The 14,265-nt window shown below is 44.9% G+C and carries 12 protein-coding genes; 1 reads left to right on the forward strand and 11 read right to left on the reverse strand.

Annotation, left to right across the window (positions count from 1 at the left end):
- Positions 1–98 precede the first annotated feature (98 nt).
- Together PPO43_RS05445 and PPO43_RS05450 are read right to left on the reverse strand one after the other, a co-directional pair.
- Positions 99–1,718: a TIGR00366 family protein gene (locus PPO43_RS05445; protein WP_272620796.1), complete on the reverse strand. Its 1,620-nt coding sequence runs from the start codon at positions 1,716–1,718 to the stop codon at positions 99–101.
- Between the two features lie 142 nt (positions 1,719–1,860).
- Entirely contained in the window at positions 1,861–2,868 is a 1,008-nt protein-coding gene (locus PPO43_RS05450) for a glucosaminidase domain-containing protein (RefSeq protein WP_272620797.1), read from the reverse strand.
- 105 nt (positions 2,869–2,973) lie between these two features.
- Here PPO43_RS05450 and PPO43_RS05455 point away from each other — a divergent pair, with 105 nt between their 5' ends.
- Positions 2,974–3,627: a metallophosphoesterase gene (locus PPO43_RS05455; RefSeq protein ID WP_272620798.1), complete on the forward strand. Its 654-nt coding sequence runs from the start codon at positions 2,974–2,976 to the stop codon at positions 3,625–3,627.
- Positions 3,628–3,830: 203 nt separating this feature from the next.
- On the opposite strand, the gene PPO43_RS05460 is transcribed toward PPO43_RS05455, so the two are convergent.
- From PPO43_RS05460 to PPO43_RS05500, 9 genes are all read right to left on the reverse strand, one after another.
- Positions 3,831–4,751: a prolyl oligopeptidase family serine peptidase gene (locus PPO43_RS05460; protein ID WP_272620799.1), complete on the reverse strand. Its 921-nt coding sequence runs from the start codon at positions 4,749–4,751 to the stop codon at positions 3,831–3,833.
- Positions 4,752–5,029: 278 nt separating this feature from the next.
- On the reverse strand, positions 5,030–5,470 hold the full coding sequence (locus tag PPO43_RS05465; RefSeq protein ID WP_272620800.1) for a cytochrome C oxidase subunit IV family protein: 441 nt from the start codon (positions 5,468–5,470) through the stop codon (positions 5,030–5,032).
- Positions 5,471–5,505: 35 nt separating this feature from the next.
- On the reverse strand, positions 5,506–6,498 hold the full coding sequence (locus PPO43_RS05470; RefSeq protein ID WP_272620801.1) for a cytochrome c oxidase subunit 3: 993 nt from the start codon (positions 6,496–6,498) through the stop codon (positions 5,506–5,508).
- 37 nt (positions 6,499–6,535) lie between these two features.
- Positions 6,536–7,051 carry a cytochrome c oxidase subunit 3 gene (locus PPO43_RS05475; RefSeq protein WP_272620802.1) on the reverse strand — a complete coding sequence of 172 codons (516 nt, stop codon included), beginning with the start codon at positions 7,049–7,051 and terminating at the stop codon, positions 6,536–6,538.
- A 69-nt stretch (positions 7,052–7,120) separates the two neighbouring features.
- Positions 7,121–8,017 (reverse strand): heme o synthase, encoded by an 897-nt coding sequence (gene cyoE, locus PPO43_RS05480; protein ID WP_272620804.1) that lies wholly within the window; start codon positions 8,015–8,017, stop codon positions 7,121–7,123.
- A 40-nt stretch (positions 8,018–8,057) separates the two neighbouring features.
- Entirely contained in the window at positions 8,058–9,917 is a 1,860-nt protein-coding gene (locus PPO43_RS05485) for a cytochrome c oxidase subunit I (RefSeq protein WP_272620805.1), read from the reverse strand.
- Between the two features lie 40 nt (positions 9,918–9,957).
- Positions 9,958–11,346 carry a cytochrome c oxidase subunit II gene (locus PPO43_RS05490; RefSeq protein ID WP_272620806.1) on the reverse strand — a complete coding sequence of 463 codons (1,389 nt, stop codon included), beginning with the start codon at positions 11,344–11,346 and terminating at the stop codon, positions 9,958–9,960.
- Between the two features lie 503 nt (positions 11,347–11,849).
- Entirely contained in the window at positions 11,850–13,424 is a 1,575-nt protein-coding gene (locus PPO43_RS05495; protein ID WP_272620807.1) for a hypothetical protein, read from the reverse strand.
- A gap of 67 nt (positions 13,425–13,491) precedes the next feature.
- Positions 13,492–14,250 (reverse strand): c-type cytochrome, encoded by a 759-nt coding sequence (locus PPO43_RS05500; protein WP_272620808.1) that lies wholly within the window; start codon positions 14,248–14,250, stop codon positions 13,492–13,494.
- Positions 14,251–14,265: the final 15 nt, after the last annotated feature.

The following is a 14,265-nucleotide window of genomic DNA, read 5'->3' on the forward strand; positions in this document are numbered from 1 at the left end:
GCAAAACGAGCGCTAGCGAAGTTTTGCGCAGGGCCGAGCGAACAGCGAGCTGCGGAGCATAGCGGCGGCCAGCTTTGCTGGCCGCGGGCCCCAAATATCTACCCCCAAAACAAACAAGCGCCAAAGATTAGCCCTCCCAAAAGGAAAAGCAAAAAAGTATAAGGCAATAAATTTTGTGCTTTTAGGCCCGTGATGCCCAAAAGCGGCAAAGCCCAAAAAGGCTGCAACATATTACTCCACTGATCGCCATAACAAAGCGCCAAAACCGCCTTATACAAAGGAACATCCAATTGCTTAGCGCTTTCTATGAGAATGGGGCCTTGGACCAACCACTGCCCGCCCCCACTAGGTACAAAAAAATTGACCACCGCCGCCGACCAAAGCGTAAAAAAGGGAAAGCTTTGGGGACTGGCGTATTGCACAAAAGCCGCCGAAAAATAATCGACCAAGCCAGAACTGAACATAATACCCATAATGCCCGCATAAAAGGGAAACTGAATGAGGATGCCGCTGCTGCCGCCTATAGCCTGGCCCACCGCCTGCTGAAATTGACTCAAGCGACCGTGTAACAAAAAGGCCAGGCCGAAGAGGACAAAAATGAGGAAGTTAGGATTGAGAAAACGAAACTGCCAATCAAAACCTGTTTTTTGGACCCAAAGAGGCAAAATAAGCGCCTGATAAAGGGCCAAGAATAACATCAATGTGCCCAAGCCCCAGGCTAAAGGTCGCCATTGATCTAAGCGGGCGGCACCTTCTAGCTTGGTCTCCTCTCCCCTATTGGCTAAAGGCTTTTGCGGCAATTGAACAGCCGGCGGGCGCATAAAATGGCCCAACAAACCCAAAACCAGAGGAATAATCGTCAAACTCAAGCCCAAAACCCAAAGGTTGAGTGAAGACAAAAGCGTTTGGCCAATAGGGATAACGCCCATTTGTTCCGCCATTTCATGGCCTTCTTCTGCAATTTTGAGTGGGGCCGAGCCTGAAAGGCCCGCATGAAAAATCATCATACAAGAATAAGCGGCGGAACCCAATAAGGGATAATGAATTTTATGGCCCTTTTGGGCTGCTGCCTCTCCTAGTTTTCGGACCAATACAGCAGAAAAGATAAGCGCAAAGCCCCAATTAAACAGCCCCAACAACATACTGCTTAGGGCCACGGCAAAAACAGCCCAACCCGAATGTCCAGCCAAGCCTGTAAAACGCTCTAGCAACCAATTGGCAGGGCGGCTAAGAGCCGCCACATGGCCCAAAACCAAAATGAGCATCATTTGCATCGAAAAGGCCAAAAACTTAAAAAATCCGCCCTGCCAATAGGTCCAAAGGGCCAGAAAGTAAGGTGTTCCTTGGGCCTTTTGGCGCAGCTCTAGCCCTTGCTTTTTGGACAACTTAATGGAAGTCTTTAGTGGGTTATTTGTTTTGAGTTGGAGCTCGCCTCGCCAGACCAACTCCCCTACTTTATTTTTAATCGACAAGCTATTATCGGCCCATGCTAGACGTAGCTCTTGGCCTCCCTGTTGAAAAGAAGCTGCTGTTTGCTGCTCAAGATTGATTTGGACCAAAGATTGGCCATTTTGGTCCAAAACTTCTAAGAATGGCTTGGGAGAATCGGTCAGAAAAAGCGCCAAAACATAAGTAAACAAGGTCAACAAAATAGCCAGCGCCAAAGGGTTGGGCAATACTTTTTGGACCAAAGCAATAAAGCGAGCAGAAAGCGACATAAGCAAATTGGGTTAAAGCCAACACTCCATAAAAGGCTAATTTTAAATGAGTGCTAAACAAAAAAGGGCGCTGACCCAAGATTGGTCAACACCCTTGAAAATACACGGAAGTTTTTCAAATACGGAAATGGAATACAAAATTTTAGCTATTCATTAGTGGTTTTTCTAGCTCCAAGCCTTTAATCAAATTGATTAGTGCTTCTGCATTTTGGTCTTTTTGGAAATAGCCCTGTTTTTCCAATGCTTTGGCCCAAGCCATACAGCTATTTTCCTTAGGCGCTTCTAGGCTTTGTAAATAAAGTGTATGCGCTCTAAATCCAGCCCAAAGACTGCGATAGCGGGCATAGCGCTGACCATGAAAAATGCCTTCTCCAGTACAGCCTTCATGAGCAAGCAAACTATTATTTTCGAGCAGAAGGTGAAAGGGATTATTTCCAGCTTTGGCCACCGCCGTTTGTCCAAAATCAGATTGCATAATGGCCAGGCCCAAAAGCAAAGCGGCAGGAATTTTAGTTTTGCTGGCTTCATTTTGGGCCAAAGGGCGCAGGCGGTTCATAAAATCGAGCTGTTGTTGCAGCTTTTCATCAGAGATTTCGACAGAAATGGGTTTTTTGACCGTTGGTTGAATTTCTGGAATTTGCGGAAGATTTTCCGAGCTCAATTCCTTATTTTCTTCTGCAGCAGCAGGCTGCTCTTCTTTTTCTTCTTGGGCCATAGCTAAAGGAGCTGCGGCTTGAGTTGTTTTGGGCAATTCTGCAGCGATAAAACTCGCTTTTTTGGCCTTGGCCAAAGGTTCTCCACTCAATTTTGCTGTATTTTCTACGGCTTCATTTCGGGCCAATTGCTGAGGCAAAGCAGAAATTTGGGGCCAAAAATAAACGCCAGAAGCAATAGCCATCACGGCAGCGGTTCCCCAACGGCCTTTAGGATGAAACAAAAAATAGGGTCGACGAATGCGAGCCGCCCAAGCGGCTGGCGCCATCCATAGCTGAAAAGCGCGATAACGCTCCTTCATCCAGAAAGACCAAGAAGTTTTTTTATTTTGCTGAACCTGCAAGCTCTTGTCCTTATCTACTGTAGGTTCAATATTTTCGGCTTGCATTTTCTTCTTATAAGAAAGCGGATAGATGATGGTGAAGCGGTCTTTCATACTGGGCGATTTTATGGATGCTGCAAATCAGATTGTTTCAACCCTTCAAAAGTAAAACTTTTTGTTTGTAATTTCAAGCAAATTGACTCAAAAATTAAAACAAAAATGCAAAATAGCCCTAATTCAAAATTTATCATTGGAGATATTCACGGATGTTACTACAGTTTGTTGGAACTTTTAAAACAATGGGATGCAAGCCAAGAGCGGCTTTGTTTGCTAGGCGACCTCATTAGTAAGGGGAAGCACAGCTTGGAGGTGGTCCAATGGGCGAAGGAAATGGAGCAGGCGGGAGCTTTGGTATTAAGAGGCAATCATGAGCAGCAATTGGGCTTGCATTATTTGCAGGGGCGGGCTAGCCAGCATTGGGCCGAGGCCTTTTTTGATGCCATTGAGGCCCAATATGCGGAGCAGGAACTAGACTTTATGCAAGATGTAGCTTGGTTAGCCCAACTTCCCGTTTATCATGAGGAAGCCCATTGTTTTTTATCTCATGCAGGCTTGGGTTATGGTCCACATGCTTGGGACCCCATGCATCCGCAGGGCATTTTATGGCATCGCGGGCCTTTGAAACCTTTGGGCAAGCTGCAATTTTTGGGACATACCCCCCAGAAAGCCGTTCTTTATCGGCCAGAAGAGGGCTATTGCAATTTGGATACAGGAGCTTCTTTAGGTAATCTGTTATCGGCAGCTCGGGTAGATGAACAAGGAAATATATTAGAGTTTATTTCAGTAGCCAACGATCCTAGAGATTTGGCATAGCAAAGGCCCGCTAGTTTCTACTAGCGGGCCTTTTTGGTCCTATTTTGCGGTTTTGCAGGCCCGAAGGGCCGCAGGCTGAGGGGCTGTAGCAGGGCCGCCGAAGGCGGCAGACCAAAGCCCGAAGGGCTGCAGGGCCGAGCAGAGCTGCGAGCTGCGCAATGGCCCGACCCGGCCGAAGGGCGGGGCAGCCCCAAAACAATCGCTTATCCAAACATAGTCGACCAGAACTTCCATTTCCAGAACTGCCACCACTTATTTTTCTTCTTTTTGGGGGCTTTGGGTTGCGGTTTAGGCTTAACCGTCTCCTTGGGTTGATCTTCTTCAAAAACAATATATTCCTCCTCTTCTGGCTGCGGCTCCTTTATTTCTGGTACTTTGGGTTCTTCTTTGGGTGGGTCTTCCTGGGCCAAAATGGGTTCACCCTTGATCGGGCGCTCATATTTTAGGAACCATTCGTAGAGTTTGGGCCAAGAAAAGACGCGAACGGCCTCCGAATGCCCCCAATTTTTCTCCTCAATATAATTTACCTCGGTATTTCCAGCAGCTTTTAGGGCCTTGACCATTTTTCGAGATTCCTCTACGGGTACAGGTTTATCTTTTTTGCCATGCACCACAAAATGGGGCAAATTTTTCATGCCTTCTACATCCTTTAGGCGGCCACCGCCAGCGATTGGGGCCACAGCGGCAAAGCGATCGGGGGCATAGCCGGCCAAATGCCAAGCGCCATAGCCCCCCATACTCATGCCGCAGAGATACACCTTCTTGCGATCTACGGCATAATGGGCCTCGGCATAATCTAAAATTTGGATTAATTTATCATTTTCCCAGCCCTTTTGACATTGGGGAGCGATCACGATAAAATCGAGTTCGAGTTTTCGTTCCAGTTCATAAATCACCCCATATTGCTTCACCTTATTCAGGTCTGTTCCCTGAATACTTCGGCCGTGCAGATAAATCAGCAGGGGAAATTTTTGGCCTTCTTGGCCTGTATAATTCTTGGGGAAATAGGTCCAATATTCATAGGGTAAATTTTTATTTCGGACCGCATGCAAGCCCGCTTGATCTTTTTGGCCCCAGAGCGTACAGCTCGTTAGCAACAAAAAGAGGAAGAAGTATTTATACATAATTGCTTTTGATTTTGGGGGTAAATTTAGGGCATTAGAACGAATAATTTTGGGGATTATTTTGGGGCTGCCCCGCCCTTCGGTCGGGTCGGGCTGTATCGTGGCTCGCAATTCTGCTCGGCCCTGCGGCGCAGAGCGCCTTGGTCTGCGGCTTCGCCGCACCACTTTCCATCCCTCAGCCAGTCGCTTCGCTCCTATTGGGCGCCTCGCGCCCTAAAAAAGAAAACCCTCTAGCTTGAGGCTAGAGGGTTTTGGAGCCGAGTAAAATCAGCGCATTTTTATTCGAAGCGAACTTGTTTAGGGGCTTCGTTGGCATTCATTAGCATACCAGTAGCTCCTTCTGTAGCTTCTCCTTTAGGATCCACTTGTTCTTGGTTCTTCTTATTGACATACTCTTGGTTATTGAACCAAGCGCTACCTTCCCACAAAAAGGCAATAATTGCCCAAATAAAAAGGAGCATAGGCAGAATAACCGTAGCGATGAAAGGTTTCACTTCGCTACCGAGGTGCATAAAGATCGAAGTAATGTAGTAAGCTTTATAAAGGCTGAGTGCGATCATTACAGGAATCATGATCATTTTTGGAAGGCTAAGCCCTTCGATAAGGTGGCCATTACCAATAAGAGCGATACCTACTTCTGCGAATGTAACGATAAGCAAAATGATAAAACCATTGCGGCCTACTTTGATATCTTCTTCACGAGTTGTTGCGTGAGCCATGATATATATGCATTAAAAGGTTAATCGAATAGAGTTTAGAGTAGGTAGAAGGCTAGGAAAACGAAAACCCAAACCAAATCTACAAAGTGCCAGTAAAGACCAATTTTCTCTACCATTTCGTATCCGTTCTTACGGGCAACATAAGTACCGTTAGCGGCTTGTATAGCGATAATAAGTAAGAAAGCTAGTCCAGAAAATACGTGGAAACCGTGGAAACCAGTAATAAAGAAGAATAGCGCACCAAAAGCCTGAGGGCCAAAAGGTTCCGTTTTAACTTCTCCATCGGTAGTTTGGTAGGCACCTACTGCATAGTCATGCAAATCGTGTTGGTAAGTAATGAGGTAAGAGTCACCTGTGTTAATTTCCATTTTCTCAGGAAGATCACCATGATGGTCTCTTTTTTCGAAATACTTATTGCCTTTAGCATCAGTAAAGTAAGTGATTTCAGAAGTTTTGCCATGGCTTTCCACACTTACAACTTCTTTTTCCCATCCTTTTTCTTTAGCGATACTGTTAAGTTCGTCTAATGTAAGGTATTTACCTTCTTCGGTATGAGTCGCGAAAGGGTTAGTGTAGAGCGTCATACCCTCTGTAGCGATTAGGTTTGTCCATTCCCAAGCTTGGCAGCCAAGGAACAATCCACCACCCAATACGGTAGCGAGCAACCATTTTACTACAGCAGATTGATTTTCTCTTTTACCTTCTTGTACGGCACGAAGTACAGTAACCGAACTAACAATCAAGACGAAAGTCATGAAAGTTACAAAGATAAGGGGGGCACCAGAGATGCCGAAGGGAGCAGTTTGGAATACAAAATCGGGTACGGGCCAACCTTTTACGCTAAAGCGCAAGGCACCATAGGCCAAAAGGAATCCACCAAATGTAAAGGCATCTGATAGGAGGAAGTACCACATCATGAGCTTTCCGTAGCTCGCTTTGAAAGGAGACTGGCCACCATTCCAGAGATTTTCCTTCTGGGGGGCGTTATCGTGCTGCTCCTGAGTTTCGATGACTGTTTCGTTTGCCATTGTATCGGATCAATTTGTAAAAATTACAGATAGATGTTTATTGTTGTATCAGAAAGAACACCAAGAGATAGAGCCAAAGGATATCTACAAAGTGCCAGTAAGTAAAAGTCAAGTCAATTTTAAGTGTACGTTTGGGCGTAGGTACATCAAATCGGCCTCTGATAAGACCTGTAGCAAGGACAACTAGTGCAAGAATTCCTCCCATAACGTGCACGACATGTGCCGCAGTAATAAGGTAAAGAAAACTACTGGATTGATTGGCCACTAGATCGATGCCCAAAGCATGTAATGATTCCCAGCCAGCGTACTGTAGACCAATAAAGACAAACCCTAACATAAAGCCGAGTAAGTAAAGCCCTTTGAAGGTTTTTGCATCGGCTCTGAGGTATGCTTTTTTGGATAAGTAGAAAGCGAGACTACTTCCAAGGATAGCGATTGTGCTATAAAAGAACTCGTTCGGAAGCGGAAAGTTATACCAGTTGGCAGAAGCTTTTCGCACGATGTAGGCACTAGTAAATGCCGAAAAGAACATAATCATCCCAACTATCCCCATCCAGAGGGCAAATTTTTTGGGGTGAATACGTTTTACTGTTTTATTTAAAGTGCTCATGGCGCTTTGATTTTAGATCTTATCAATCATTAGGGCAATAAAGACCACCAATTGATAAACTAGAGAAGCTAGCATTAGCTGTCTTGCTGCTTTTGCTGTTGTTTGTCTAAACAAACGGATAGCAAAGTAGAGAAAGAACAGCCCCATGAAGAACATAATGCCAGCGGCAATATAGCCAGAAATGCCCAGACTAACGGGTGCCCAACTCATTGCAATAAGGCAAAGCACATAAAATGCTGCTTGTAAGGCCGTTTCTTTTGTACGACCATCTTTTTGGCTAGAAGGCAAAAGATAAAAACCTCCCTCTTCATAGTCTTTGTAAGCGACCCAAGCAATAGCCCAAAAATGGGGAAACTGCCAAAGGAACTGAAGACTAAATAAGAAAAAAGCAGCTAAGCCTAATTCACCAGTTGCAGCGACCCAACCAATAGCCATAGGAAGTGCTCCGGGCACGGCTCCTACCCAAACGGCTACAGGAGAGATACGTTTTAATGGCGTGTAAATAAAGGCGTAACTCACCAAAGAAACAGAACCTAAAAATGCAGTCATGGGATTAAAAAAGGCCAAAGCCAATAAACCCACAGCAGCAGTAATACCAGCAAAAAGAACAGCCTCCCAGCTTTCCATTCGACCAGCAGGAAGAGGACGGTCTTGCGTCCGCTTCATCTTTCGGTCTGTATCTTTCTCCAATACCTGATTTAAGGTATTGGCCGATGCAGTTACTAGAAAGCCTCCTATTCCTAGGAGCAGAAAATGATATACATTAAAATTTTCTGTTCCTAGGTAGTAGGCTGTGCATGCTGAAAATACTACCGATAATGCCAATCTAGCCTTAGCTAAAGCCATATAGTTCTTCAACTTCTGGCCCAAAAGACTGTCATTAACGGTAGCACTATTATTCGTATTCAAAATATCAATCTTGATTTAGAATAGGTCATTCTCCAGAAGACTAATGTCCTCCATCTTCTTCACCCTCTGCTAGAGGCTCATTCTGCATTACGAATTCACGATCTTCGTAACGGCTGATGTCATAAGGCCAACGGTGAACTTCAGGGATAGGTCCATCCCAGTTTCCATGACCAGGATTGATAGGAACAGTCCACTCTAGTGTAGTTCCACCCCAAGGGTTTTGTTCTGTTTGCTTTCTTCCTTTATAGATAGAATAAAAGAAGTTGATAATAAACACAAACTGTAAGAAAAAGGCTACGATGGCAGCTATAGTAATCACTTGGTTCATCGTATCAAACTGGTTAAAGGCTTGGAACGTGTCGAAAGAATAGTAACGACGAGGAACACCAGCCATCCCTTGATAGTGCATAGGACCAAATACGGCATAAGCAGTAATCAAAGTACCCCAGTAGTGAATTTGACCCAAAGTCTCATTCATATAACGGCCAAACATCGTAGGGAACCAGTGGTAAATTCCAGAGAACATACCAAAGAATGCAGCTACACCCATTACCGTGTGGAAGTGAGCTACTACAAAGTAAGTATCGTGCTGTTGCATATCAATTGTGGCATTACCCAAGAAAATACCTGTCAAACCACCAGAGATAAAGAGCGATACAAATCCAATAGAGAACAATGAAGCAGAGTTGTAACGCATGTTACCACCCCATACTGTCGCAATCCAGTTAAATACTTTTACCGCTGAAGGTACAGCAATAATCAATGTAAAGAGAACGAAGATATTTGCGATGAAAGGATTCATACCACTAACATACATGTGGTGCGCCCATACTAGGAATGAAAGTACACCAATACCTAGGATAGAGAATACCATAGCTTTGTAACCAAAGATAGGCTTGCGAGCATGTACAGAAAGTACCTCTGACACTAAACCCATCGCAGGTAAAATAATGATATATACCTCCGGGTGACCCAAGAACCAGAACAAGTGCTGGTACAAAATGGCATTCCCCCCTACACGATCAGTCAACGCTTCACCAGCTACATAGATTTCATCCAAGAAGAAACTAGTACCAAGCATACGGTCCATCATCAACATGAAGAAACCAGAAGTAATTACAGGGAAAGATAATAGGCCCAAAACAGCAGTGAGCAAAAATGCCCAAATAGTCAAAGGCATACGGAACATAGTCATTCCCTTAGTACGCATATTGAGAATTGTAGAGATATAGTTAATCCCTCCCAAAAGTGTAGATACTACAAAGAAAACTAAACTCATTAACCAAAGTGTCATCCCCGCCTTAGATCCATCAGAAGCCTGAGGTAATGCACTAAGTGGTGGATAAGCTACCCATCCCCCTGAAAAGGGTCCTGTGTTCAAGAATAAAGAAATAAACATGATCACACCAGCTAAAAAGAAGAACCAGTAAGAAAGCATGTTCATAAGAGGCGAAGCCATATCACGGGCCCCAATCTGCAATGGAATAAGTAAGTTCGAGAAGGTTCCCGATAATCCAGCAGTAAGTACAAAAAATACAATGATGGTACCATGCATGGTCACCAATGCATAATAGAAGTCTGGACTCAAAGTACCTTTTCCAGATGCAGGATCAATGTCGATCCAGCCCCCTAACAAAGGTTGTAGCCAAGACATGTCTGCATCAGGAAAACCCAATTGCAAACGGAAGATGATAGACATTCCAGATCCAATGATGGCCCAAAAAATCGCCGTGATCAAAAACTGTTTTGCAATGGTTTTGTGGTCCATGCTAAACAAAAAGCGATCAATAAATGACGATTGGTACTTATCACCGTGATGGTGATCATCATGGCCGTGTCCGTGCCCGTCTCCACCATGTGGAGCGTGCATTTCCTTTTCTGTGATATTGATATCAGCCATAAGAAGGTAATTTATAAAATAGTGAACAAGTGTTTTAAAACTATAGAGGCTTCTCTTCTCCTACTGAGTCAGTAAGTACAGAATCCGTAGCAGGAGCTTCAATAGGCTCGGGCTGTGCCAAAACGCTCATTGTAGCCGCTTTTGCATCAGCTGCAGCTTTTTTAGCCGCCTCAACATCCAAAGTAGTACGAGCAATTTTCAAAGCAGCCAATACTTTAGCCTCAGCAGCTTCCATTTTACTCAAGCTCGCAGCAGCAGCAGCAGCCATTGCTTCTTGCAAGCTAGCCAATTCCGCTTTTACGATTTCTTTCTGAGCCAATAGCTGTTCAAATTCAAGCTCTCCTTTCGCTACATCTTTGAAAGGATCCTTATCTGTCCCGCGAACATTGTTCAAATAGTGTGAAGTTCCTTCAATGCCATCAAACCATTCGGCATACTCTTCAGCAGTAACTACCTTAAGTACACGGCGCATAGAGTAGTGACCACGGCCACAAAGCTCTGCACAAGCCAATTCGTACTCAAAAGCTTCCCAACGTTTCTTATCGGGATTCTGCTTGTCAGGAATATTCCAGTTGTCGTACCCTTTGTAACGATTACGCATAGAGTCAGAAGTAACTACAGGCGTAAAGACAAAGTAAGTAGGCATACCTGGTACAGCATCCATCTTTACACGGAACTGAGGAAGGTAAAAGTTGTGCAATACATCTCTAGAGTTGATACGCACACGTACTTTTTTACCTACAGGTAATACGATTTCACTGGGCTGGAAATCGTCAATGTTTTTCTTATCGGTCCAATCTTGACCCAATGGGTTAGTCCCATCAATTTTTGTAAAATGCTTTGTTCCTAGCTTTTGATCACGGCCAGGATAACGGAGCAACCAAGCAAACTGCATCCCAGTCGCCTCAATCTCCATATAATCCTCACCCGCTACTTCTTCAGGAGTAACATCGGCCATGATTTCATTCCAAGCCTGCAAACCACTCACTACCAAAAAGGTCATGATAATCGCAGGGACAAGCATCCAGACCATCTCCAAACGGTCATCATGTGCCCAATACTTGGCGCGGCGGCCTTTTTGCCCTCTAAACTTCCATGCAAAGAAGAATAGCGCAAACTGACAACCAAAGAATACAATAGAGGTAAAGAACAAAGTAGTATTAAATACGCTATCTACCATCGGACCATGTGCCGAAGCGGCCATGTTTGGTCCCCATCCCAAAATATACGGGATATAATAGATAAACGATACAATACAAATAAGGAGAAAACTAATCATGAAGACCATTCCTAGCCCTGCATGAAAGTTGTTTCGTTCAAACTCCTCCGCCTTTTCACCTCTTACCAAAGAGGCTAATTCGCGCGCTCTACCGATTTGTACGATAAAGACAAAGGCGAGAACGATGATAATGAGTAGAAGCCAAGTCATGTTCTATAGGTTTTTCTGCAGCGGTTAAGCTGCCAATAATATTATTTACTTCGCAAATATAACAAAAGAGGCTAAAATATTGATTAACGCCCCTTGCAAAGGACTAATCTTTAGAATGTTTTTAAATTGTTAACAACTCTAAAGACTAGGAACTTTTTTCTTGCAAGTCTAAGACTATTTTGGGGCCTCCGCAGCAAGCTGCGGCGCTAGGTTTCGCAGCTCGCTATTCGCTCGGCCCTTCGGCGCAAAGCGCCTCGGTCTGGCCTGCGGCCACTGCTACACAGCGCTAGGCCTGCGGCGCTACGCGCCTGCAAAACCGTTTATTGGACCAAAGCTGGCGGTCCGGCCATCAGCCGCGAAGCGGCTTCTGGCCTAGCGCTGTGAAAGGGGGCGGCATAGCCGCCGACCTAGGGCGGCCTTGGCCGCCCGCAGGGCCGAGCAGACCTGCGAGCCCTGGAACATAGCGGCGGGCGCTAGCCCGCAGGCCCCAAATTATTTGTATCCTAGAGATCGTACCAAACGTGGTGGTGCTTACTTTCGTCTACATAAGGATCGTTCTTAGGCATCAAAGAGGCCCCAGACAATACTTGAAAAGTAACAAAGAGGAACAAGCCCAAGAAACCAATCATGGTTCCTAGCTCCAAAAGACCAGGGAAGTGGATTCCCATCACAAATTGAGTAGGATGTTCGGCATGTCCTTCTTCTGCATGAGCAGCATCGCCATGAGCGTCGTCTGCATGAGCAGGAGCTTCTTCTGTAGTATGTGTTTCAGGAGCATGAGCTTCTTCTGCAGCATGAGTATCGGCAGTAGCAGAATCTGTTGCTTCTGTAGCAGGAGCTTCTTCTGCATGTCCCTCCTCTCCATGTTGAGGATTAGCTGTAAGTACAGCTTTAGGCGCTTGGTTGAGGTGCATGAGGTCACCATGAGCATCATGTCCTTCTTCGCCATGTCCATGATCATCGCCATGAGCGTGACCAGCATGTTGAGCATGCTCCCAGTTGTGCCAAACACCAGGCTTAATCATTTGGAAATAATCTACCCAGTGGCCCAACAAAACGATTACTGCTACAAGGGCCAAAGTACCTTTAGCGCGCTTAGAGTTATTCATCATCAAGATGAAGAAAGGCAGAATAAAGTTAAGCAGAATATTAAGGTAGAATACAGCGGGAAACTGATCAAAACGAAGGTCGAAGTATTGTGTTTCTTCACCGTTGTTTGCGTACCAAATAAGGAGGAACTGTGAGAACCAGAGGTAGGTCCAGAATACGCTAAAACCGAAGATATATTTACCAAGGTCATGTGTGTGCTCCTTAGTGAAATACTGCATATGGCCGCGGCTCTGCAAGAAAAGGATGAGCAAAAAGATGATACAAATTGCGCTAACCCACACACTTACAGTAGCATACCAAGCGAAGAGCGTACTATACCAGTGAACATCTACAGACATTACCCACTGCCAGATAGCATAAGCGCTAGAGAAACCAGCGATGGGCAAGAAAATAGCTGACCACATGTGAATTTTTTCATAGTTCACCTTGCGCAAAGAGCGATCGCCATCTTGTTCTAGAGACAATTTGCGGATCATCATAGCGAAAAGTGTCCATACCCCAAGTACCACCAAAGTAAGTACATAATTGAAGGGGTTAAGGAAAGCTGATTTATGTTGAACGAGGTGATCCTCAGCTAGAGCAGTTTCATCACTCCAAAGGTAGAGATAATCCGTTCCTTCAGCGTCCAAATAAACGCCTACAACAATAAGAGCAAAAAAGATGAGGCCAACAGGCATGAACATCATCATGGCCTCGGGCACTCGTTTAAAAATAGTTTGCCAGCCTCCCCAAGCTACTACGTGAGTAGACAAAAAGAAGAGTGAAGCGAAGGCAATACCGGTAAAGAAAGCGGTATTATGGAGCAAGTTGGTCCAAAAGCGGACATGTCCATAGTCGCCATCCGTAAAGTAAGTAACCCCAAGGCTTACTGCTCCGACGAGAATCATGATCGCGGTGATCATTTTGAGTTTCCCATCAAAGACAAACTGAGGATTATCCTGAATTGCGTGGTTGTGATGCGCACCCATTAGTTATCAGTTTCTATAGGTTTAGTCAATAGTTTTGATTCAATCTGAAGTTAGTCATCACTAACCCTTATTGCTTATCTTCTTCAGTGGCTGCTCCTTCTGCCTCTGTTTCTTCGGCTGCGGGAGTAGCTACTTTATTTTGTCCATTAGCGGTAGGCAAGTCATATTTTTCAGCTTGCAAGCTACGGATATAGTGGATAACCATCCAGCGCTCATCATGGCTTAGTTTATCAGCATGAGAAAGCATAACTCCTTTACCGTGCATAATGGCGTGATAGTAACGGCCATCAGTAGAGTTTTTGAAGTCATCAGTCAAATAGTTGGCTGGAGCGTTAGGATAGGGTCCGTCGCCGCTATTCCAAAGTTGGCCATTACCATCTCCTTTTTCACCATGGCAAGAAGCGCAATAAACATTGTAAAGCTCCTTTCCTTGGCCCAAGATTTTTTTGAGGTCATCCTCATTTTTAGCCTTGAGTGGATTTTCAGTAATTGCTTTAATTGCTTCTGTGCGGCCTTCCTCTGTATTGTCAAAAGCATAAACAGGGAAAGTAAACTCAGAGGCAGCACCAGGCGTAGTAGCCGTAGCGTTAAAAGGTACCGTACCTGCAACAGGTTTGCGAGGTTTGGCAAATTCGTGATACTCCTCTTCAGAAGAGTGCGTATTAAAGCGGTAGTAAGTATTTACGTTTGCCTCATAGGCGATAGAGTGGCCCATATCGGGCATATACTCATAACCAGCAAACTCACCTCCAGACTTGCCACAGCTTCCAAGGAAGAAAGCTGAAAGAGCAAGGGCTGCGAAGAAGTATAGATTAGGTAATTTCATGTCAATCACGTATAG

The sequence above is a fragment of the Saprospira sp. CCB-QB6 genome (assembly GCF_028464065.1).
GTDB lineage: Bacteria > Bacteroidota > Bacteroidia > Chitinophagales > Saprospiraceae > Saprospira.